Annotated in this window: 19 protein-coding genes and 1 riboswitch; of the genes, 10 read left to right on the top strand and 9 right to left on the bottom strand. The window is 69.5% G+C overall.

All coding sequences use genetic code 11. From position 1 onward, the window contains the following. Positions 1-25: 25 nt before the first annotated feature. The 5 genes from ACK1X7_RS33005 to ACK1X7_RS32985 all read right to left on the bottom strand — a co-directional run bounded on the left by ACK1X7_RS33005 (position 26) and on the right by ACK1X7_RS32985 (position 6,033). Positions 26-1,786 carry an ABC transporter substrate-binding protein gene (locus ACK1X7_RS33005; RefSeq protein WP_385140396.1) on the bottom strand — a complete coding sequence of 587 codons (1,761 nt, stop codon included), beginning with the start codon at positions 1,784-1,786 and terminating at the stop codon, positions 26-28. Between the two features lie 134 nt (positions 1,787-1,920). Continuing rightward, positions 1,921-2,925, bottom strand: a complete 1,005-nt coding sequence (locus ACK1X7_RS33000) for an ABC transporter permease (protein WP_211123545.1) — start codon at positions 2,923-2,925, stop codon at positions 1,921-1,923. Between the two features lie 465 nt (positions 2,926-3,390). Beyond that, entirely contained in the window at positions 3,391-4,185 is a 795-nt protein-coding gene (locus tag ACK1X7_RS32995; protein WP_385140400.1) for an enhanced serine sensitivity protein SseB C-terminal domain-containing protein, read from the bottom strand. Positions 4,186-4,297: 112 nt separating this feature from the next. Next, complete coding sequence (locus ACK1X7_RS32990) at positions 4,298-5,104, bottom strand: enhanced serine sensitivity protein SseB (RefSeq protein ID WP_385140403.1); 807 nt, start codon at positions 5,102-5,104, stop codon at positions 4,298-4,300. A 230-nt stretch (positions 5,105-5,334) separates the two neighbouring features. Next, positions 5,335-6,033, bottom strand: coding sequence for an AAA family ATPase (locus tag ACK1X7_RS32985; RefSeq protein WP_398158375.1), 699 nt, complete (start codon positions 6,031-6,033; stop codon positions 5,335-5,337). Between the two features lie 169 nt (positions 6,034-6,202). Beyond that, positions 6,203-6,313: riboswitch (glycine riboswitch) on the top strand. Positions 6,314-6,482: 169 nt separating this feature from the next. Between ACK1X7_RS32985 and gcvT the strand changes: the two genes are divergently transcribed. The 6 genes from gcvT (at position 6,483) to ACK1X7_RS32955 (ending at position 12,535) form a co-directional block, all read left to right on the top strand. Beyond that, positions 6,483-7,610 carry a glycine cleavage system aminomethyltransferase GcvT gene (gene gcvT / locus ACK1X7_RS32980; protein ID WP_385140409.1) on the top strand — a complete coding sequence of 376 codons (1,128 nt, stop codon included), beginning with the start codon at positions 6,483-6,485 and terminating at the stop codon, positions 7,608-7,610. A 207-nt stretch (positions 7,611-7,817) separates the two neighbouring features. Further along, on the top strand, positions 7,818-8,198 hold the full coding sequence (gcvH, locus tag ACK1X7_RS32975) for a glycine cleavage system protein GcvH (protein WP_385140412.1): 381 nt from the start codon (positions 7,818-7,820) through the stop codon (positions 8,196-8,198). 25 nt (positions 8,199-8,223) lie between these two features. Further along, complete coding sequence (gene glyA / locus ACK1X7_RS32970; RefSeq protein WP_413116048.1) at positions 8,224-9,489, top strand: serine hydroxymethyltransferase; 1,266 nt, start codon at positions 8,224-8,226, stop codon at positions 9,487-9,489. Between the two features lie 87 nt (positions 9,490-9,576). After that, positions 9,577-10,959: an L-serine ammonia-lyase gene (locus ACK1X7_RS32965; RefSeq protein ID WP_413116047.1), complete on the top strand. Its 1,383-nt coding sequence runs from the start codon at positions 9,577-9,579 to the stop codon at positions 10,957-10,959. Between the two features lie 128 nt (positions 10,960-11,087). Beyond that, on the top strand, positions 11,088-11,645 hold the full coding sequence (locus ACK1X7_RS32960; protein ID WP_390791938.1) for a carboxymuconolactone decarboxylase family protein: 558 nt from the start codon (positions 11,088-11,090) through the stop codon (positions 11,643-11,645). Further along, on the top strand, positions 11,642-12,535 hold the full coding sequence (locus ACK1X7_RS32955; RefSeq protein WP_413116046.1) for an RNA polymerase sigma-70 factor: 894 nt from the start codon (positions 11,642-11,644) through the stop codon (positions 12,533-12,535). Before ACK1X7_RS32960 ends, ACK1X7_RS32955 begins: the two co-directional genes overlap by 4 nt. On the opposite strand, the gene ACK1X7_RS32950 is transcribed toward ACK1X7_RS32955, so the two are convergent. Beyond that, positions 12,526-13,092: a Uma2 family endonuclease gene (locus ACK1X7_RS32950; protein WP_216342851.1), complete on the bottom strand. Its 567-nt coding sequence runs from the start codon at positions 13,090-13,092 to the stop codon at positions 12,526-12,528. The two genes, ACK1X7_RS32955 and ACK1X7_RS32950, sit on opposite strands and share 10 nt — an antisense overlap. A 190-nt stretch (positions 13,093-13,282) precedes the next feature. Here ACK1X7_RS32950 and ACK1X7_RS32945 point away from each other — a divergent pair, with 190 nt between their 5' ends. Together ACK1X7_RS32945 and ACK1X7_RS32940 are read left to right on the top strand one after the other, a co-directional pair. After that, on the top strand, positions 13,283-18,514 hold the full coding sequence (locus tag ACK1X7_RS32945) for a DUF6531 domain-containing protein (RefSeq protein WP_413116045.1): 5,232 nt from the start codon (positions 13,283-13,285) through the stop codon (positions 18,512-18,514). A 65-nt stretch (positions 18,515-18,579) separates the two neighbouring features. Beyond that, a complete protein-coding gene (locus ACK1X7_RS32940; protein WP_413116044.1) occupies positions 18,580-18,924 on the top strand; it encodes a hypothetical protein in 345 nt (114 codons plus the stop codon). Positions 18,925-18,948: 24 nt separating this feature from the next. Here the strand turns inward: ACK1X7_RS32940 and ACK1X7_RS32935 are convergent, their stop codons facing one another. Together ACK1X7_RS32935 and ACK1X7_RS32930 are read right to left on the bottom strand one after the other, a co-directional pair. Further along, entirely contained in the window at positions 18,949-19,173 is a 225-nt protein-coding gene (locus ACK1X7_RS32935; RefSeq protein ID WP_385140433.1) for a DUF397 domain-containing protein, read from the bottom strand. Then, a complete protein-coding gene (locus tag ACK1X7_RS32930; RefSeq protein ID WP_413116043.1) occupies positions 19,170-19,997 on the bottom strand; it encodes a helix-turn-helix domain-containing protein in 828 nt (275 codons plus the stop codon). Before ACK1X7_RS32930 ends, ACK1X7_RS32935 begins: the two co-directional genes overlap by 4 nt. 364 nt (positions 19,998-20,361) lie before the next feature. Between ACK1X7_RS32930 and ACK1X7_RS32925 the strand changes: the two genes are divergently transcribed. Further along, a complete protein-coding gene (locus tag ACK1X7_RS32925) occupies positions 20,362-20,523 on the top strand; it encodes a hypothetical protein (protein ID WP_413116042.1) in 162 nt (53 codons plus the stop codon). Next, positions 20,520-20,786, top strand: a complete 267-nt coding sequence (locus ACK1X7_RS32920; protein WP_413116041.1) for a hypothetical protein — start codon at positions 20,520-20,522, stop codon at positions 20,784-20,786. The genes ACK1X7_RS32925 and ACK1X7_RS32920 overlap by 4 nt, the downstream gene beginning before the upstream one ends. A 35-nt stretch (positions 20,787-20,821) precedes the next feature. On the opposite strand, the gene ACK1X7_RS32915 is transcribed toward ACK1X7_RS32920, so the two are convergent. Then, positions 20,822-22,120 (bottom strand): diacylglycerol/lipid kinase family protein, encoded by a 1,299-nt coding sequence (locus tag ACK1X7_RS32915; protein ID WP_413116040.1) that lies wholly within the window; start codon positions 22,118-22,120, stop codon positions 20,822-20,824. Positions 22,121-22,371 lie beyond the last annotated feature (251 nt).

Here is a 22,371-nt window from a genome sequence, read left to right as displayed (position 1 = left end):
GTGCGACGGGTCGGGTGACCTGTCGTCACTTGACGACGCCCAGTTGGGAGTAGTCGTAGCGGCCGTTGTAGGCCGCCGACGAGAAGGCGTTCGTCAGCCGCGAGCTGCGCCAGGTGATGTTCTTCTCGTAGATGAACGGCATTTGCACGGCCAGGTCGCTGACCTTGTGATTCATCTTCTGGTAGATCGCGCCGGCCTTGTTGGGGTCGGTCTCCTTGAGCGCGTCGTCGAAGTACTTGTTGATCGCCGCGTCGTTGGTCTCGGAGACGTTGTAGTTACCGGTCTGCTCGATGAAGCGGCCGTCGATCAGCGGCTGGGAGAAGCCCTGGCCGGTCGGGAAGTCGGGGCCCCAGCCGGTCATGGACAGGCCGTAGCCGCGCTTCTTCATCACCGCCGGCGAACCGGTGATGCTGGCGGAGGTGCTGCCCTGGATCGGCTCCACGTTGAGGTTGATGCCGACCTTCTTCAGCGACGCCTGGAGCGCCTCGGCGGCGTCGACCTCGGCGGGCTGGTCGTTGCGGGCCACGATGCTGGTGGAGAAGCCGTTCGGCTTGCCGCACTGCTTGAGCTCGTCCTTGGCCTTGGCCGGGTCGGCCTTGCCACCGCGCTTCAGGACACCGTACGGGTCGTAGTCGTCCGAGCCCTTCACGCTCTTGGGGAGCATGTTGGTGGCGATGTCACCACCGGCCTGCGGGCCACCGCGGGTGGTCTGGAGCGACTTGTAGTCGGTGCCGTAGACGACCGCCTTGCGGCAGTGGATGTTGTCGAACGGCTTGACCTTGGTGGTGAAGTCGACGTACCGCACGAAGCTGGTGGTGATGTTGTCGACGTTGCCCTTGTGCTGCTTGAGGGCGTCGTTACGACCCGAGGGGGTCATACCGGTGGCGCTGAGGAAGACGTCGTAGTCGCCCTTGATGAGCAGCCGGTCGATCGCCTCGAGGTTGGAGTTGAAGGTGACCGAGATCTTGTCCGGCAGGGCCGGGCGGATCGGGTCGGACGCCTTCTTCCAGTTGCTGTTGCGCACCAGCGACAGGCTCTTGCCCGGGGTGTACGACTGGACCTTGTACGGACCGGAGGAGAACGGCCGGTTGGTGTACTTGGCACCGGTGTCCTTGTCCGCCTTCACCGGGGAGCCGGTCGGCATCGCGAGCATCTGCTCGAAGTCACCGTTGGGCTTGGCGAGGTTGAAGACGATGGTCTTGTCGTCCGGCGTCTGGATCCCCTTCAGGCCCAGCTTGTCCTTGGACTTGTCCTTGTACGGGCCCTTGTACTCGCCCTTGGGGTCCAGGACCTGGCGCAGATAGCCGGGGCCGCCGGAGACGACGTCCTTGGCCCAGATGCGCTCGATGCCGTACTTGACGTCCTTGGACGTGATCGGGGAGCCGTCCTCCCAGGTGATCCCGTCGCGCAGGGTGTAGGTGTAGGTCTTACCGCCGTTGGTGATCTTGCCGGTGGAGGTGGCGAGGTCCGGGACCAGCTCGTTCGCGGCGTTGCCCGGCTTCGGCGCGTAGGAGATCAGTTGGCGCGCGTAGAAGCGGGAGAAGTCCCAGGCGAACCCGTAGTACTGACGCTGGGGGTCGAGGGAGTCGAACTCCTGCTTGTTGATGAACTTGAGGGTGCCGCCCTTCTTGGCGGACTTGGCTGCGACACCCTTCACCGCGGCGTTGAACCCGGCACCCGAGCCCTCGTCGTCGGAACTGCCACCACCGCAGGCAGCGGTGGCCAGGAGAGCGCCGACGACAGCCGCCGCTCCGGCGATCCGCCTGCTTCTCGAGAGCTGTTTCATAGTTGTTGCAACCTCCGGGGTAGCGGTCCTAGGCATGGCGCCGCGGAATTCTTCGGGGAGCCGACTGCCGGATACGGCAGGGGCTGATGCATTCGGGTACGACCGGTCCGCAGGGCGTGTCGTGCGCCGCGCCGTCATCGGGTGCCCTTCGGATCGAGCGCGTCGCGGACGCCGTCGCCGAAGAGGTTGAAGGCCAGCACCGTGACGAAGATCGCCACACCCGGGATGATCATGAACATCGGGTCGTCCTCGTAGGTGCCGACCGCCTTGGAGAGCATCTGCCCCCAGGAGGCGGTGGGCGGCTTGACGCCCGCGCCGAGGAAGCTGAGCGCGGCCTCGGTGAGGATGTTGGTGGGGATCATCAGCGTCGCGTAGACGGTGATCGGCGCCACCAGGTTGGGCAGCAGCTCGCGGAAGAGGATGTAGCGCCGGCCGGCGCCCAGGCTCCGGGCGGCCTCGATGTACTCCTTCTCGCGCAGCGACAGCGTCTGGCCGCGCACGATGCGGCCGACGTACGGCCAGCCGAAGAAGCCGATCACCGAGACCAGGATGGCGATGCGCACCCCGCTGCCGGTCAGTCCCAGCAGGTCGTTGGGGAGCACCGAGACCAGGGAGATGATGAAGAGCAACTGCGGGAAGGCCAGCAGCATGTCCATCACCCGGCTGATCACAGAGTCGACCCAGCCGCCGAAGTACCCGGCGATGATGCCGAAAATGGTGCCGAGGACCACCGCGACCACCGCCGCGAGGAAGGCCACCAGCAGCGAGATCCGGGCGCCGTAGACGACGCGGCTGAAGACGTCGCGGCCGTTGGACGGCTCCACGCCGAAGAGGAAGTCCGAGCTGATACCGCCCATGGACCCCTTCGGGGTGCCGAACAGCGGGTCGATCTCCTCCTGGTGGAACTCGTTGGGCGGATGCCCGAGCAGGCTCACGATCAGTGGAGCGAAGATCGCCACCAGGACCAGGAAGACGACAACGATGCCACCCGCCAGCGCGAGCTTGTCCCGCTTCAGGCGTGTCCAGGCGATCTGCCGCAGCGATCTGCCTTCGACGGACGCTTTGACCACATCCGCCGCTACATCGGCAGTCGCCACCGGATCGCTGTCCGTGCTCGTGCCGTGCAATGGTGCCGTCATCGTGGTGGAGACCCCTCTCGACCGGTGGTGACCGGCCCACGACTCGCCGCTGTGGCGGCTTTGTTCACAACTCGGGTGAAAGTCGCGTTCTGGTACGGAACCTTCTCGGAAGGGGTCGTACGTATGAACCGCACCCCTTGGAGCGGGAGTCTTCAACGCGTTTGTGATCACCCGCCAGTACTCCCGGGCAATGGATGCCTAACCGTGATGTGAGGAGTACCGCTCCGCTATACGGACGGTCGCGACACGAGAACGCAGCAGTAACCTCACGACCGCTATGGGATGTTCGGCCCCAAAGGCCCGGAAGGCCGGGCGGGCAATCCCGTCAATCGGTGCGCGGACCAGCGGGTTGGCGGGTCGGTGGGTTGGCGGGTCGGCGACGGACCAACGGGTCGGCGACGGACCAACGGGTCGGCGACGGACCAACGGGTCGGCGAGTCGGCACCGGCTCGGCGCGGCAGCGGATCAGTAGGCGGGACGCGGCGGCGGGTAGCCGTAGCCGTAGGACGGCGCGGCGGGCGCGGCGCCATAGGCGTCGCGGTCGAAGAAGGGCCGGGCGTTGGCCCGCATCCACAGGGCGACGGGGTCGTACTCGTCGGAGAGCGCGACCGTGGAGACCGGAAGCCCGTCCGGTACGGCGGTGATCGACTGCTCCATCATCACCCGCACCGACTGCACCGCCGGTGGGCCGCTGTCGTAGAGATCCAGCCCGATGGCCAGATACGGGGCGCCCAGCGCGGGCTGCACCCAGGCACGCCGCAGCGACCGCACCGCGGTGGTGCGATGCGCGTTCTGCCCCAGCAGGGCGTAGAACTGCGGGATGTCGATGGCGGGTTCGCTCAGCCGCAGCGGCCCGGCGGGCAGCCGGTCCAGACCGCCCGCGATCCGGCGCAGATCCGGCCAGGGGATGCCCACTCCGCCGCCGCGGGCGTGGGGGTTGAGCCAGAGGCCGTAGCGGTCGCGGTAGAGCGAGTCGGCGATGAGACGGCCGTCGACCACCTCATGCGCACGGTTCCAGCCACTTGCGGCCAGTTCCTGTGCGGAGGTCACGCACGGGGCGTAACCGAGGCCGTCCACATCCATGTTCCCGTACTGGGCCTCGGGCGTGCCGGGCGCACCGTGCCACAGCAGCATCCAGACCTGGCCCTCGCCGATGGACTGGAGCAGCGCCTCATAGGCGTCGTACCGGCCGGGAGCGACCTGCTGCAACGCTCGCTCAACCTGGCCGGCCGCCGCCCCCCAATCCGCGCCCGCGCTCACCTGGGTCCGCCCCTTCTCTCGCCCTTTGTCCGCACCTCACCAGGGAGCGTGCTCGCACCCCTCCTGGTCATCAAACCAGCTTACGGGCCCCCGTAGCGGACCCTGGGGTGAGTCAGAGGTCACGGTCGTAGAACGGCCGTACGCGCCCCATCATCCAGTCGACCACCGGATCCCCCTGCGCCACATCCAGCAGCACCAGTTGGACCTTCCACCGCACGGGCACCACGCCGAGGGCGCGGCCCAGCGCGTCCACCGCGCGCGCCTGGCCCTCGGGGCCGGGGGCGTCGAGCTGCACGCCGACGAAGAGCGCCGGCTCGTCGCCCTCGACGCTGGCCAGCGCGCGCCGGGCGGTCCGCACCCCGCTGTCCTTGGCGAACTCGATCCCGGCGGCGGCCAGGAAGTCCACCGGCTCGTCCTGCCAGTCCGGTTCGAAGAGCCGCACCCTGCCTCCGGTGGCCGGGCCGTCGAGCTCGCTACGCCCGGCACGGCACAGCTCCCGGACAGCGGGCGGAGGCAGCGGTACGACCACCGCACCACCGGGGTTCACCGCGATGCCGAGCTGGGGCGGCAGGCCACGGGCGAACTCCACGGCCGGGGCGACGGTGAAGGACATATGGGAGCCGACGAGCTGGAGGAACTGCTGCTCGGAGCTGAACACCGGGACATACGCGGCGCCCTCGATCTCCACCGTGGGCAGATCGAGGCTCGGGCTGCTCGGGCCCCCGCCATTGGGCAACGGCACCCAGACATGGCTGCGGGAGAGCGTCTCGACGATGCGCGCTCCGGCCCCGGGGACGTCGATCGAGGCGGCCATCACCTCTTCGAGCTCATTGCCGGGAAACGCCGGATACGCGGTGTGCGCGCCGTCGGGGAATCCTCCGTGAGCCGGGGCCATGCCGTACTGCTCCGGGAAGCTCATCTTCGTCCAACCGCCATCTCGTCCTACCTGCCCAAAGCACCCTAGCGGCTGGGCGGGCCGGGGCCAGCGGGGGCGGCGTCATCTCCACAGCACTTCCCCACCTCGCCCGGCCCCACGCCACGGTCACACTGGGTGATGCCCCGGTGGCCGATTTCCGGCCAAGGTCATCCGGCGTTTCCCTCTCTCCCCGGGGAGGAAGGGAGACTCCCGCCCTCCCTTCTCTGCGGGACTCACTCGAAGGAGATGCAGCGCAGCTCGCTCGCGGTCGAGCGGTCCAGCAGCACCGCCGAGGCGCATCCCTCCGGCGGCCGCCCCTCCTCCATCCCCGCGATCAGCCGCCGCATCGCGCGCCGATGTCTGCCGAAGGCATAGCCGGAGACCCCGCGGCCACGGGCGGCCTGGCCCTCCAGCGCCATCGTGGCGTCCACGTCCAGCAGCACCATATGAAGACTGCGGCCCCGGCGCCGCGCGTCCCGGGCCAGCCAGCGGCGGACCCATGGCAGCGCCCCGCAGTCGTGCACCACGACGCTCACATTCGAACGCAGTGCCCGGCGCAGCCCGGCGTAGTGGGCGTACCGGACCAGCGGGCGGTAGAGCGCGTAGGGCAGCCAGCCGGGCATCCGGCGCTCCCACGCCTCCCGGGTGTTCTGCGAGTCCACCCGGATGACGACCGCGCCCGACCCGTCCAGGAGCGGCACCGTCCGGTTGATCAGCGTGCTCTTGCCGGCGCCCGGCAGCCCGGAGGCGACCAGCACGTCCCCCACCGGAAAGCGCAGCTCGCGCGGGTCCGCGCCGCCGTCCGGCACGGGGCCGCGCAGATCGTGCACCGCGATGCGCCGGCCGGGGATGGCCGTCGACCCGGAGGGGATGCGGCCACGCCGGGCCGGCAGGAGCCTTTGTGTGGTCCCGTATGTTCCCTGCCCTTGCACCGTGATCGTCCTCCCAGGTCGGTCAACGCTGCTCGTACCCGCAGAGTGTCAAGAAAAGGTAATGTCCATCAAGGCTGCCTCTGCCCGCTCCGGCCGGAGCGGGCCCGATCGGGGCTTCCTTTCTCGGCCACACATGCGATGATGTGCGCGCAACTCCATACCGGCCGCTTGAATCCGCGCGGGAGAGTCCTTGGTCACCGGCAGTCATGCCGGGTGTCCGGGGCGCCGAAGGAGCAAGTCCTCCCTTGAATCTCTCAGGCCCCGATACCGCGTGGACGAGGCAGATCTGAAAAGCGAGCCGCGGGCGCGGCTCCACCCAAGGTGCAAGCCGGGCCCCTTACGGGCGTCACGGCGAACCTCTCAGGTTCCGATGACAGATGGGGAGGACGCACGCGTCCTTGTCGTACGTCCTCGCCGTCGCGCGACCCCGATCTCCTGGAGCCTGAATCGTGACCGACGCCCCGCCCGCCCCCCGCCGTACCGCGCTGGACGCACGGCACCGTGCGCTCGGCGCCACCATGACCGACTTCGCCGGCTGGGACATGCCGCTGCGCTACGGCAGCGAGCGCGACGAGCACACCGCGGTGCGCACCCACGCCGGGCTTTTCGATCTCTCCCATATGGGTGAGATCTCTCTCATCGGTTCGCAGGCCGGAGCGGCCCTGGATCACGCACTGGTCGGCCGGCTGTCGGCGCTCGCCGTGGGCCGCGCCCGCTACACCATGATCTGCGACGACGAGGGCGGCATCCTGGACGACCTGATCGTCTACCGCCTCGGGGACGAGGAGTTCCTGGTCGTGGCCAACGCCTCCAACGCCCAGGTGGTGCTGGACGCGCTGACCGAGCGGGCCGGTGGCTTCGAGGCGACCGTAAGGGACGACCGCGACGCCTATGCGCTGATCGCCGTCCAGGGCCCCGAGTCCCCCGGGATCCTGGGCAGCCTGACCGACGCCGATCTGGAGGGGCTCAAGTACTACGCCGGGCTGCCGGGCACCGTCGCGGGCGTCCCCGCCATGATCGCCCGCACCGGCTACACGGGCGAGGACGGCTTCGAGCTGTTCCTGGCGCCGGACGACGCCGAGCGGGTCTGGGACGCGCTGACCGAGGCGGGCGCCCCGGTGGGCCTGGTGCCCTGCGGTCTGTCCTGCCGGGACACCCTGCGCCTCGAGGCGGGCATGCCGCTGTACGGGAACGAGCTGACCACCGACACCACCCCCTTCGACGCGGGGCTCGGCCGGGTCGTGAAGTTCGACAAGCCGGGCGACTTCGTCGGCCGCCAGGCCCTGGAGGCCGCCTCCCGCGAGGCGGACACCGTCAGCCCGCGCACCCTGGTCGGCCTGGTCGCCGAGGGCCGCCGGGTGCCGCGCGCCGGATATGCCGTGGTGGCCGCCGACGGCTCACAGATCGGCCAGGTCACCTCCGGAGCGCCCTCGCCGACGCTGGGCAAGCCGATCGCGATGGCGTACGTGGACCCGGAGTACGCGAAGCCCGGCACCGAGGGGGTCACGGTGGACATCCGGGGCACCCGGGAGCCGTACGAGGTCGTGGCGCTCCCCTTCTACCGGCGCGAGCGCTGAGCGGTCCCACCGCAACGCGTCCCGCCCGACCGGCGTCCTCACATGGACCGGCACGGCGTTCACCGGCGTCACATCCCACTGACGCCGCGTCCACCGGCGTCATATGACGCCCGCACCGCGTGGACCGTCGCCGCACCCACCGGCGTCGCGTCCCACCAGCTAAGACCCGTTTCCCAATCACTCCCCCGTATCCAGGAGAATCGGACCATGAACAACCCCCAGCAGCTTCGCTACAGCAAGGAGCACGAGTGGCTGTCGGCCGCCGACGAGGACGGCGTGTCGACGATCGGCATCACCGAGTTCGCGGCCAACGCGCTCGGCGATGTCGTCTATGTCCAGCTCCCCGACGTCGGCTCTGCCGTCACCGCCGGTGAAACCTGCGGTGAGCTGGAGTCCACCAAGTCGGTCAGCGACCTGTACTCGCCGGTCTCCGGTGAGGTCACCGAGATCAACGAGGACGTGGTGAACGATCCGGCGCTGGTGAATTCCGCCCCCTTCGAGGGCGGCTGGCTGTTCAAGGTACGGGTGACGGGCGAGCCGGAGGAGCTGCTCTCCGCCGACGCGTACACCGCCTTCGCCGAAAACTGACCCTCCTCTTCCGATCGGGACCCTGATGTCGCTTCTGAACAGCTCCCTGCACGAGCTCGACCCGGATGTCGCCGCCGCCGTCGACGCCGAACTCCACCGCCAGCAGTCCACCCTGGAGATGATCGCCTCGGAGAACTTCGCTCCGGCGGCGGTCATGGAGGCCCAGGGCTCGGTCCTGACCAACAAGTACGCCGAGGGCTACCCGGGCCGCCGCTACTACGGCGGCTGTGAGCACGTCGATGTGGTCGAGCAGATCGCCATCGACCGGGTGAAGGAGCTCTTCGGCGCCGAGGCGGCGAACGTCCAGCCGCATTCGGGCGCCCAGGCCAACGCGGCCGCGATGTTCGCCCTGCTCTCCCCCGGCGACACCATCCTGGGGCTGAACCTGGCGCACGGCGGCCATCTGACCCACGGCATGAAGATCAACTTTTCCGGCAAGCTCTACAACGTGGTGCCCTACCACGTGGACGCCAAGACCGGTCTGGTCGACATGGACGAGGTCGAGCGGCTGGCCAAGGAGCACCGCCCCAAGATGGTGATCGCGGGCTGGTCGGCCTACCCCCGCCAGCTCGACTTCGCCGCCTTCCGCCGGATCGCGGACGAGGTCGGCGCGTACCTGATGGTCGACATGGCCCACTTCGCGGGTCTGGTGGCGGCCGGGCTGCACCCCTCGCCCGTACCGCACGCCCATGTGGTGACCACCACCACCCACAAGACCCTGGGCGGTCCGCGCGGTGGCGTGATCCTCTCCACCGCCGATCTGGCCAAGAAGATCAACTCGGCGGTCTTCCCTGGTCAGCAGGGCGGCCCGCTGGAGCATGTCATCGCGGCGAAGGCGGTCTCCTTCAAGGTCGCCGCGGGCTCGGCCTTCAAGGAGCGCCAGGAGCGCACGCTGGAGGGCGCCCGGATCCTCGCCGAGCGCCTGACCCAGGCCGATGTGCGGGAAGCGGGCGTCGCCGTGCTTTCCGGTGGCACCGACGTCCATCTGGTCCTGGTCGATCTGCGCGACTCGGAGCTGGACGGGCGGCAGGCCGAGGACCGGCTCCACGAGGTCGGCATCACGGTCAACCGCAACGCGATCCCGAACGACCCGCGGCCCCCGATGGTCACCTCGGGTCTGCGGATCGGCACCCCGGCGCTGGCCACCCGCGGCTTCACCGCGGAGGACTTCCGCGAGGTCGCCGACGTGATCGCGCAGACGCTCAAGCCGTCCTACGACGCGGAGGCGCTGAAGGCCCGGGTCACCGCCCTGGCCGACAAGCACCCGCTGTACGCCCATCTGTCCGAGTAACCCTGGACACGGGGGCGCGCCCGCCCTGGCGCGCCCCCGCCGCACGGCCCGCACGCCTCCCCCGCGTGCAGACGAAGGAGTCCCCCCGTGGCCCTCTCCGTATTCGACCTCTTCTCGATCGGCATCGGCCCGTCCAGCTCGCACACCGTCGGCCCGATGCGGGCCGCGCGGATGTTCGTCCGCCGGCTGAAGAACGAGGGCCTGCTGGCCCACACCGCCTCCGTGCGCGCCGAGCTCTTCGGCTCACTGGGCGCCACCGGTCATGGCCATGGCACCCCGAAGGCCGTGCTGCTGGGTCTGGAGGGCCACTCCCCGCGCACCGTCGACGTCGAGGCGGCCGACGGTGAGGTGGAACGCATCCGCAGCACCAAGCGGCTGCGGCTGCTCGGCACCGAGATCGGCCCCGGCCAGGAGATCGACTTCGACGCGTCGACCCAGCTCATCCTGCACCGCCGCCGCTCCCTGCCGTACCACGCCAACGGCATGACGCTGCTCGCGTACGACGCCGAGGGCCATCCGCTGCTGGAGAAGACGTACTACTCGGTCGGCGGCGGCTTCGTGGTGGACGAGGACGCGGTCGGCGAGGAGCGCATCAAGCTCGACGACACCGTCCTCACCCACCCCTTCCGCACCGGCGATGAACTGCTGCGGCTCTCCCATGAGACGGGCCTGTCCATCTCGGCGCTGATGCTGGAGAACGAGAAGGCGTGGCGCACCGAGCAGGAGATCCGGGACGGTCTCCTGGAGATCTGGCGCGTCATGGAGGCGTGCGTGGCCCGCGGCATGTCCCAGGAGGGCATCCTCCCCGGCGGCCTCAAGGTCCGCCGCCGCGCCGCCACCGCGGCCCGCGCGCTGCGCTCCGAGGGCGAGCCGACCGCCCGCGCCATGGAGTGGATCACTCTCTACGCGATGGCGGTCAACGAGGAGAACGCGGCCGGCGGACGCGTGGTCACCGCCCCCACCAACGGCGCGGCGGGCATCATCCCCGCCGTCCTGCACTACTACACGCGCTTCGTGCCGGGCGCCGACGAGGACGGCGTCATCCGCTTCCTCCTCGCGGCGGGCGCCATCGGCATGCTCTTCAAGGAGAACGCCTCGATCTCCGGCGCCGAGGTCGGCTGCCAGGGCGAGGTCGGCTCCGCCTGCTCCATGGCCGCCGGCGGCCTCGCCGAGGTCCTCGGCGGCTCCACGGAACAGGTGGAGAACGCCGCCGAGATCGGCATGGAACACAACCTCGGACTCACCTGCGACCCCGTGGGCGGCCTGGTCCAGATCCCCTGCATCGAGCGCAACGGCATGGCCTCGGTCAAGGCGGTCACCGCCGCGCGGATGGCCCTGCGCGGCGACGGCCGCCACCATGTCTCGCTCGACAAGGTCATCAAGACGATGAAGGAGACGGGCGCCGATATGAAGGTCAAGTACAAGGAGACGGCCCGGGGCGGGCTCGCGGTGAACGTCATCGAGTGCTGAGGGGCGGGCGGCACCGGCCGGATCCGTCGCGGAGGCGGGGTGGCCGGATGTCACACTCCGGCGTCCTGTTCTGTCGCACCTGCGGAAGGTCATTCGACCCCAGCCGCGACACGATGGAGAAACCCGCCATGGCCCGTATCTCGCTCGCTCCGCCCAGCACGCTGCTCAACCGCATCGGCGCCTGGTACTCCCGGCGCACCTACGGCAAGGTGCTCGACCCCGGTCTGGCCGTCGGCCACAACGCGCGGGTGCTGCTCACCTACGTACGCCAGGAGCGCGGTGCCGCCAAGTGGAACCGCCTCGACCGGGGCCTCAAGCACCTCGCGGTGATGGCCGCGGCGGCCAGGATCAACTGCTCGTGGTGCATGGACTTCGGCCATTGGGAGGCCGACTCCCTCGGCCTCCCAATGGACAAGATCTCCAAGGTCCCGCAGTGGCGCGACCACCAGAACGCCTTCACCGAACTGGAACTGCTCGTCCTGGACTACGCCGAAGCGATGACCGAAACCGAACCCCGCGTCACCGACGAACTCGCGGCCACCCTGATCGAGCGGCTTGGTGAGGCCGCCTTCGTCGAACTCACCGCCATGGTCGCCCTGGAGAACTACCGCTCGCGCGTCAACAGCGCCTTCGGCCTGACCAGCCAGGGCTTCTCGGACTCCTGCGCGGTAACGTCACGGACGTGATCGACGCGGCCACCTTCGAGCGCCACCGGCGCATGCTGTTCGGCATCGCCTACCGCATGCTCGGCAGCGTCGCCGATGCCGAGGACATGGTGCAGGACACCTGGCTGCGCTCCAGCCAGGTGACCACCCCGGTGGACAACCCGGCGGGCTATCTGGCCCGTACGGTCACCAACCTCTCGCTCAACCGGCTCACTTCCGCCGCCGCCACCCGCGAGCGGTACGTCGGCCCCTGGCTGCCGGAACCGCTGGTCACCCAGCCCGGCGCCGGCGAGGAGGTGGAGCTGGCCGAGTCCGTCTCGCTCGCCCTGCTCGTCGTCCTCGAGACTCTCTCGCCACTGGAGCGGGCGGTCTTCGTACTCAAGGAGGTCTTCGGCTTCTCCTTCAAGGAGATCGCCGGAATGCTGGAGCGCGGCGAGGCGTCCGTACGCCAGGTGGGCCACCGGGCCAGATCTCACGTCCAGGCCCGCCGGCCGCGCTACGACACACCGGCCGAGGTGCGGCGCCAGGTCACCGATGAGTTCCTGGCCGCCTGCCTCGGCGGCGACCTCAACCGGATGATGGAGCTGCTCGCCCCCGACGTCACGGCGTGGAGCGACGGCGGCGGCAAGGTCAAGGCCGCTCTGCGCCCGCAGCAGGGCGCGGAGAAAGTCGCCCGCTTCCTGGCAGCAGTCCTCACCCAGCCGATGGACGACCCCCGGGTCCACACGGTCGACGTCAACGGCCGCCCGGGCCTGCTCCTCACCGTCGCGGGCCACCCGGACACGGTCGCCTGTGCGGAAGTCGAGGACGGGCGCATCACCGAGATCCGCATCATCCGCAACCCGGACAAGCTGCGCCACGTGCTCCCGACCGGCCGTCCGGATGCTCGACGTCCGAGCGATCAGAGCTGACCGAGGTCGACCCGCACCGGGAACGGAGCCGCGACCTTCACCACACCGGTGAACACCTCGCCCTCCCGGTACGTCTTCGTCGCGGGGTCGAGAACATAGGTGTAGACGAGCGGGACGCCGGTGGCCGCCTGCTCGATCCGCCAGTAGAAGGCGATTCCGGCCTTGGCGTACTGGTCCACCTTCACGATGCGGTCGGTGGTCTCCGACCCGGGCGAGACGACCTCGGCGACCAGCAGTACATGCTCGGGGCGGGTGGGCGTGATGTCGATCGTTTCCGCGCGATACACGACCACGTCCGGACGACGATTGGTGAGCGGCACGTCCTGGAGCCGGACGTCGAAATCGGTATCGGCGTTCCAGTCGGGGCCTGCGGCGTCTTCCAGGGCGTTGGCAAGGATCCGGGCCAGGCGGTTGTGCCGCTTCGACGCGCTGGGGCTCACCACGACCATCCCGTCCACGACCTCGATGCCCGCGCACTGCTCCTCGGACCAGGAGTCGTACTGCTCAGCCGTGATCTGCTCGTGCATCCACTCGGGAGCCACCATCTCGGCGGTCATGACTCACCTCCCTGAACCTGCGCGCCGGGGCTGATGCTGCTGGCCTCAGCGTACCGGGGTGGGCGCCCCCTGTTCGGGACGCGCTGGTCCGCCCCAGGCCGCTTGGCCGCCCCTTGTATGTCACCGCTGTTCGACTTAGCGTGACGGATCACTGACAACGTCGGAGGGGGCCGCGGGCGTGGCGTTCTGGATGGCTGCTGCGTCCGTATGGGCTGTGTTTCAGCTCTTATTGCTGTCCTGGCCGGTGCGGACGGTGCGGTGGCCGACGGTGCTGCTCGCCTTCGGGGTGGGTGTGTACGGCTGCGGTGTGCTCTCGATGGGCCTGGAACTCGTGGTGGCACGCCAGTTGGCGACCGCGCGGGAGAAATCGCTGTCGGGCGTCATGGATGTGGTGTCGTGGACGACGGCTCCGGTGGTGGAGGAGCTGGTCAAGATCGCACCGCTCCTGGTCGCGGGGTGGGCGCTGCGCAAGCGGATGCAGTGGGGTCTGGCGGACTTCGTGGTGCTGGGCGGTGCCGCCGGGGCGGGGTTCAGCCTGCTGGAAAACCTTCTGATGTACGCCGAGTCCGCGGGCAAAGCCGTTCCTTCGAACGAGGGAGGCTGGCTGATCGCGAAGGGGCTGATCGACCACCCGTACGTTCCCGGCCTCGGTCAGATCGTGGGCAGTTGGTTTCCCTCACCGACCGGCACCGTCGAAGTCGTCGAGGGGGCGGTACTCCCCTATGACGTACACATCTTCGCCAGCGCGCTCGGCGGGCTGGCGGTGGGCCTGCTGTGGTGTGGTGCCCGCGCGGTGACCCGGGTCGCGGCGCTGGTGCCGCTGGCCGCGGCGGTGGCGATCCACTGGGTGACCAATTACGCCGCGGCCTTCCCGGGCGAGACCACCGCGATGGAGTGGCGGGAGAGGCTGGCCGGGGACTGGGGCCTGTGGATCGTCCTGGGGTGCCTCGCCGTCGCATGGATCTGGGATCTGCGCCGGTCCGGCCTGGGTCGGCGCCGTGCGCCTGACGTCGTGCTGGCGGCCGAGCGCCAGGGCCGAACCGCCCCCGAGGCTCTCCTCGGGTACGCCCTGCTGCGCCTCCCGGCCACCTGGATCATCGCCCTGGGCTATGCCCGGCAGCGCCGGGCGCTGCTGTATGCCACGGCCCACCCCCGTACCCGCGCCGAGAAGCTGGAGCCGCTGCGCGAGTCGGTCGCCCGGCAGACCCACCGGATGGACGCGACCCACAGTCAGGAGGCATGGCATGGCGTGACCTTCCGGCAGTTGTGGCGCCGGGCACGGGCGCAGCGCCCCCGCCGGCCGCGCCACGAGAAGGTTCTTCTGGTGCTCAGCCTGCTGCTGGCCGTCCCCTCCCTGCTGTATCTGGCGGTGGGCTCCTTCCCGTCCACGAAGGATCTACAGGAGTACTTCACCGGGGGCACCGGGCTGCACATCCTGGTCGGCGTTGGCCTGGCCGGGCTGGCCCTGACCCTGTGGCGCCTGATCTCCGCCGTACGCGGCTACCGGACGGCGGGCGCGGCCCCTCTGGGAGAGGCGCTCGCCCTGGTCCAGTTCCGGATCGCCGTCTGCGCGGGCTCACTCGTCGTCGGCGCCCTGCTGCTCTCCCGCTGGTCGGCCATCGCCGACGGCGAGGCTCCCTTGGCGGGCTACCGCATCCTGGGCACCGACCGCTTTCTCCTGGAAAAGCTCCTCGAGATCGGCCTTCCCCTCCTTCTGACCCTCGCCATGTTCGCCATGCCCTACGCGCTGCCGCTGGAACTCGCCATGGGCGGCGGGCTGGCGGAGAGCCTGCTGATGGGTCTCGCCCCGCGCGCCCTCGCCCCGGTCGCCTCACGCCTCGGGGCCAGGCTGGCGGCGCGTGAGGCGACGCAATGGGCGCGCGGCGCTCTCCGCAGCCGTGGCCGGGGGTTCTTCTCCCGTACCTGGGACCGAGTACGTCATGGTCGTACGGATCCGGTGGATGTGGCGACGGGGCGGATGTTCCTGCCGCAGACGGATGTGGAGCTGCCAGGTGTGCTGCCGCTGATGTTCTCCCGCCGGGTGGACTCCGGGTACCGCGCCGGGCGGTGGTTCGGCCCGACCTGGGCCTCAACGGCCGACCAGCGGCTGGAGTTCGACGAGCAGGGCGTGGTCTTCTTCACCGAGGACGGTCTGCTGCTGGCCTATCCGCACCCGGTGCCGGGCGGCACCGCGGTCCTGCCCGCGGAGGGGCCGCGGTGGCCGCTGGCACGGACGGCGGACGGGGTCGCGTACACCGTCACCGACCCGGAGGCCGGGCTCGTCCGCACCTTCGCCCCGTACCGCGACGAGGCACTGGCGCTCGTGCGGGAGATCGCCGACCGCAACGGCAACCGCATCACCTTCACCTACGACGCCTCCGGCACACCCCTCGAAATCCTCCACAGCGGCGGCTACCGGCTGCGGCTGACATCGGAGAACGAGCGGATCACCGGCCTGTGGGTGGGGGACGTACGGGTGATGGGCTACGGCTACACCGACGGCCATCTCACCGAAACGACGGGCTCCTCGGGGCTGCCGCTGCGCTTCGTCTACGACCGGGCCGGGCGGATCACGTCCTGGACCGACACCAACAACCGCTGGTACTCCTACGCCTACGACGAGCGGGACCGGGTCATCGCCGAGGGTGGCGAAGGCGGTCACTACACCCTCCGCATCGGCTACGACGGGGTGGACCCGGACTTCCCCGGCTTGAAGCTCACGACCCTGACCTCACCGGACGGTGCGATCACCCGCTATCTGATCGACGAGGCACACCAGGTCGTCGGGGAGATCGACGCGGCCGGCGCGGTCAGCCGCACCGCGTATGACCAGGCCGGCCGTACGGTCGCCGAGACCGACCCACTGGGCCGCACCACCGGCTTCCGCTACGACGAGCACGGCCATCTGACGGCCGTGATCCGGCCGGACGGCAGCGAGATCAGCGTGGTGCCCGACGCACAGGGCAACCCGGTGCAGATCACCGATCCGGGCGGCGCGGTATGGCGGCAGACCTTCGACACGGCGGGCAACCGCACCACCCTCACCGACCCACTCGCCGCCACCACCCGCTACCACTACGACACACGCGGAGGTCTGCTGGCCGTCACCGACCCGCTGGGCGCGACGACCCGGGTGCGCTGCGACGGGGCCGGGCTCCCGGCCGAGATCACCGACCCGCTGGGAGCCACGACCTTCTACCAGCGGGACGCGTTCGGCCGCGTCGTGGCCGAGACCGACCCGCTGGGCGCGGTGACCCGCTACGCATGGAGCCCGGAGGGCAAACTCCTGCGCCGCACCGGGCCGGACGGCTCGACGGAGTCCTGGACATACGACGGCGAGGGCAACCGCACCACCCACACCGATTCTGTCGGCGGCACGACGGTGTACGAGTACACCCACTTCGACCTGCTGGCCGCCCGCACGGGTCCGGATGGGGTCCGCTACACCTTCACCCACGACGCGGCGACGCGGCTGACCCAGGTCACCAACCCCCAGGGGCTGACGTGGGATTACGCCTATGACCCGGCAGGCCGTCTGATAGCGGAGACCGACTTCGACGGCCGAAGGGTGACCTACGAACACGACGCGGCGGGCCAACTCCTCTCGCGCACCGACCCGCTGGGCCAACGCACCGGCTACGTCTACGACGCGCTGGGCCGCGTAGTGTCCCAGGACGCCGCCGGGCAGGTATCGACCTTCCGCTGGGGCCCGGCCGGAGAACTGCTCGAGGCCGTCGGCCCGGACACCGAGCTGACCCGGGCCTACGACCCCGTCGGCCGCATGCTGTCCGAGACGGTGGGCGGCCGCACCCTGTACCTGGTCTACGACCCGGCAGGGCAGCTTGTCCGCCGCCGCACTCCGGCCGGAGCGGAGACAACTTACGCCTACGACGCGGCGGGCAACCGCACCGCCCTGTCCACCGGGGACCGCGTCCTCACCTCGGCACACGACGCTGCGGGCCGCGAGATCACGCGCCGCATCGGCGACGCGCTCACCCTCACCAGCACCTGGGACCCGCTCGGCCGCCTGACCGCGCAATCACTGACCGGCGCATCCAGCCAGATCCACCGGGCGTACGCCTATCGAGCCGACGGCCACCTCATCTCGATGGACGACAACCTGTCGGGCCGACGCACCTTCGACCTGGACGCGACAGGCCGGGTGACGACCGTCCACGCCGACGGCTGGACCGAGACCTACGCCTACGACGCGGCGGGCAACCAAACGCACGCGGCCTGGCCGAGCACACAACCCGCCCAGGGGGCGACGGGCCCCCGCACCTACACAGGCACGCGCATCACCGGCGCGGGCTCGGTCCGCTACGAACACGACGCGGCGGGCCGCCTCACCCTCCGCCAAAAGACCCGCCTGTCGAAGAAACCCGACACCTGGCGCTACACCTGGAACGCCGAAGACCGCCTGGTATCGGTCACCACCCCCGACGGCACGGTCTGGCGCTACCTCTACGACCCGTTCGGCCGCCGCACCGCCAAGCAACGCCTCGCGGCCGACGGCGAAAGCGTCCTGGAACAAACGGATTTCACCTGGGACGGCCCCACCATGGTGGAACAAACCACCACCACCCCGGACCTCCCCCATCCCGTCACTCTCACCTGGGACCACGACGGCCTGCGCCCGGTGGCCCAAACCGAACGCATCACCGAAGCCACCACCCAACGCGAAATCGACACCCGCTTCTTCGCCATCGTCACCGACCTCGTCGGCACCCCCACCCAACTCATCGATGATTCAGGCACCACCGCCTGGCACACCCGCACAACCCTCTGGGGCAACACGACCTGGGCCGCCGACAGCACGGCCTATACCCCTCTCCGCTTCCCCGGCCAATACTTCGACCCCGAAACCGGCCACCACTACAATTTCCACCGCTACTACGACCCTGATTCCGCCCACTACCTAACCCCCGACCCCCTGGGTTTAACCCCCGCCCCCAATCCAACAACCTACGTCCACAATCCTCATGTTTCGCTGGACCCTGACGGTCTCGCGCCATGCCGCCCCGGGCCGGGGGCGCTCATACAAGATGAGCAGAGGGGCATAGGGAATGTCTGGACGAAGGACCTGAGCCATGTGACCGGCAAGACGGCACGATCGCGGAATCGGGCGATCGACGCCATGATCAGAGAGGATTTCCAGCACCTGCGGTTCACGCATCGGCCCCGGTACAGTCCTTGGGCAAGCACGGGAATCGCCAAAAGCAATGTGGGTACTCAAGTCGGATGGAAGTCATTTGTCAGCAGGGACGAACTGCGTAACACACTTGTGCATGAGGAACTCCACCACCGCTGGTACGGGCGCGGCATCCCCGGTGGCACACATCATCCTCGCGACGGCTCCGGCATGTCCGCGCAATTCTACGAAACAGTGGACAGATACATGAGAATGCGAGGCTGGCGATGATTGAGCAGGCGGCCAGACTCATTGAGCCGTGTAGCGATTGCGGTCGACCGTGCGAAGGCTGGGCAGTGCAATTGGTGCAGGAGGGCAGGCTCCGTTGGGAGCTCGAGTGGGCCTGCGACGACTGTGGCGTTTCGCACGACGGCGATTGGGGCGTCGCACCGGACGAAGTACGGCGGCCTATCCTGGCCGAGCACGGGTATCGGCGACTCCGGGTCGAGGGGCCGATCAGTTCAGGAGGAAAGGTCCTCAGAGCGTTCCGCAATGCGTTCGGGGTATCCATCGGCGAGGCGAAGCAATCGGCCAAGGAGCTCGCCGGGAAAGAGGGATATCGGGGAACCCTGGTAGAGGTTTCCCTGCTTGCTGAACTTCTAGAGGCGTCCGGCATCGCCACAACGATTGACCATGCCTGACGCCCATCGACCGAGACCGGCGCCTCAGAAGGCCGGGAGCTCTCCGCTGCGCACGGCACTCGTGAACGAAGTCCACGCCTCCACGGGGAAGACGAGGGCGGGGCCTGCCGGGCGCTTGCTGTCCCGGACGGGGACAACACCGGCAGTGGTGGCTATGGAGGGCGCGAACTCCACGCACTGGCCTTCGTCGCCGCTACTGTAGCTGGACTTGACCCATTCAGCACCGGACAGGTCGAGGGCGGTGTTCATCGTGTGTAGTCCTCCATCAGTCTGCGGATCACGGCCAGCGAATCGTCCGGTGACAAAGCCGAAGCCCTGATTCGGTCGTACCTGGCAGTCGCGAGCTTCACTTCTATCGGTGAATCGATCGTCTGGCCTGCCATGGCTGTATCTGCGTACACAATGCTCGGTCCATCGCCGAACGTCAGAAGGGTGAAGCTGCCCGGCACCGGAGGTGCTCCGGCCGAGAACGGCAGCACCTGAAGTGTGACGTGCGGAGACTCTGCTTCGGTTAGGAGGTGGGCGAGTTGGGCGCGCGTGACTTCCCTTCCTCCGACCTCAGTGCGTAGACACGCCTCACTCACGACGCACCACAGCAACGGAGGCGCATCCCGTTCCATCACCTCTCGTCGCTGCAATCGTCTGGCCACCCTTGCGTCGATCTGGTCGGCGGTATCCCGAGGATGTGCGGACCGGAACACCGCCCGTCCGTACTCGGGCGTTTGCAGCATCCCCATGATGAGCGTCGCCGAGTAGTCGAGGATGCTGACCGCTTGCCGCTCCAACTGCACGTACGGCACGAACCAGTCCGGATAGCCGTGCTGGCTGACCCTCTCTCTCAGGCGCGCGAACGTGCCCGGCGTGCCGAAGACCCGATCGCACGCGTCGGCGAACTCGGGGCTGGCCAAGCGCTCACCCGCCTCCACCTTGGCCACATATTGCTGCCCGTAGTTGGCCTTCAAGCCCAACTCCCGCTGGCTCAGCTCCGCCCGCATCCGCCAGGTTCGTACCTCGGCTCCTAAGAACGCCGCTCCGCTGGACGGTTCCTGGCCTGCTTCCCTGACCTCACTCACCTGTGGTTCTCCCCTCACGCCAAGCCTCTTGGTGTGCCCCGATCCCTGTTGCGCGCGGCCCCGCAGGGCAACGCTGGGAGTACACAGAGTGATTAAAGCCCGCAAGACACATCCAGGTCAGGAAGAACCCCCCATGGTGTTTCCCTCCGAACACATCACCGAATCCACCCGATATCGCGTCGCGGACCGGGTCACCCGCGAGATGCGGGAAGTGGCGCGGCGACGTGGCTGGAGTTCGGCGGGCCCGGCCGAGCCGTCGGTGGGAGGGACTCCGGACGTCCTGTTCTGCGGGGCGCTCCCCGAAGACCTCGCACGGCGGCATCAGCCGCCCCGCCTGTCACCTACACCCACCGGAGAGTGACCGTTGAACGACGTCTGCCCCATCTGCCGCCACTACGCGGCACTGCGCGAACAGGCCAAACGAGCCGGGGACTACAGCAAGGCCACCGACTACGAGGTGCTGCGCCGACGCCACCCCGCCCACACCGTCCGCATCCCCCGGCAGCCCGAAGGACGCATCGCATGAACCACCAGCTCCATCAGCCACAGCCCAACCAACCCCCAGCGCCCGCCCCCGGCCAGGTGGCGTACGACCCGGCCAGTGGCCGCACCGGCGTGGTGCAGGCGGTGCACAGCGTCGCCGAGTTGTGCTTCGACCACCAGATGACCAGCGGTCGCGTCGCGTTCCTCCGGCCGGAGCGCGGCGGGGTCGAGTGGACGGCCGACGCCGGGGCCCTCCGTTTCCCGGCGGAGGGGGAAGGCGGCGCGCGGCACCCCCGCGAGCCGTAACCGTGATCGGTGTCGGCCGCGCCCCGCCGCCGTCCTTACGGTGGCAGCGCCAGTCGCCGCACCCTGCGCCAGTCCATGGCCGGTCTGCCGGCCGGGACCCCCGGGCGGTGTCTGGGGACCCGTACGCGCAGGGCGCCCGGCGCTATGTGGCAGTGGAGGGGGGTTCGCAGGGTGAGGGGTTCGCCGTCCACGCCGACCGGGACGGTCGGCTCCCGCGTGTCGACGATGACGTCCTCGGTGGTCGTGGAGACCAGTCCGGGCGCGTTGCGGCCGCGCAGCAGGCCGGCTGCCTGTGCCGCCGAGTCGACCGTGACGGCCAGCACGCCGAGGACTCCGGAGTCCAGCCGTGGTCGCCGCCCCAGGCCCGCCGGATCGCCCGTGCGGTACGGGTTGTTGCTCACCAGGACGGCCTGTGGCCGGTCCAGGACGAGCCCGCCCGCCCGCACCACGAGATCCGGCCCCGTCTCGTGGGTCAGCAGGTCGGGGAGGAGCTGAAGGGTGGTGCGGACCTTGTCGTCGCGGTAGGCGGGGCTCTGGACGACGGCCGCGTAGGCACCGAACGAGGCGTTGTTCACGAACACGCGCTCGCCGATGAAGCCCAGGTCCACGCGGAACTCGACCCCGTCGGTGAGCGCGTCCAGGCAGGCCGACGGGTCGTCCCGGTCCAGTCCGAGGTCCAGGGCGAAGTGGTTGCGGGTCCCGGCGGGGATCACCACGAAGGGGATACCGCGCTCGGCCGCCACCCCCGCCACCAGGGCCTGCGTGCCGTCGCCGCCCGCCACTCCCAGCAGATCGGCGCCCTCCTCGACGGCGCGGCGGGCGAGCCCGACCACCCCGCCGGCCTGCTCGGGGTGGTCCGGGTCCAGGACGGCCACTCGTGCGCCCAGCGCCTCCGCCTTCTCCGGCAGGCCCAATCGGTCGACCTTCCCGCCACCGGAGCGCGGATTCATGATCAGGAACGGCCGTTCCGGCGGTGCGACCCGGCGTTCCCCCGGGCGCCGGGGCCCGGTCTCCTCCGCCAGCGCGAACCGCCCCGAGGCGACCGCCAGCGCCCAGAGCGCGAGGGAGACCAGCACCACCCACAACAGTCCGGCCAGCGCGTAGAGGACCAGGACGGCGACCGGTGCCGCCACCGCCAGCACGGCGGCCAGCGCCCTGACCGGCCCTCTGTGGACAAGCGTCCACCACACGCCCGCCAGCGTGACCGCCGTCCCGCCCGCCCCCACCGCGACCAGCACGACACTCCGCGCACCGGCGAACAGAAGAAGGATCACCACCGCCATGGCGCCCGCGACCAGGGCGAGGCGTGCCGTCCAGGGTGCCGCCGACGTCATGTGACCTCCCGGGGCAGTGACCTCCCACAGGTACCCCGCGCAGGGCTCGCCACCACGCCATCCCACCACGTCGGCTCCCCGCTCCCGGCCGTGGATCGAAACCGTGAATCGAAACCGTGAATCGAAACGGCCCGTCACCGCGTTTCCAGAGCCTCGGACCGCGGATCGAGGAGATGCGCCGCCCGCCGGGGTGGCCAGCGCCGTGACGCCGCCACTTCCCGGTGGCGTCTCCGTCCGGTGGCACTTCCCTC

Source organism: Streptomyces sp. CY-1 (genome assembly GCF_047218265.1).
GTDB lineage: Bacteria > Actinomycetota > Actinomycetes > Streptomycetales > Streptomycetaceae > Streptomyces > Streptomyces niphimycinicus.
Note: the sequence above shows the minus strand (reverse complement) of the source record. Positions and strands in the feature narration are given on the sequence as shown.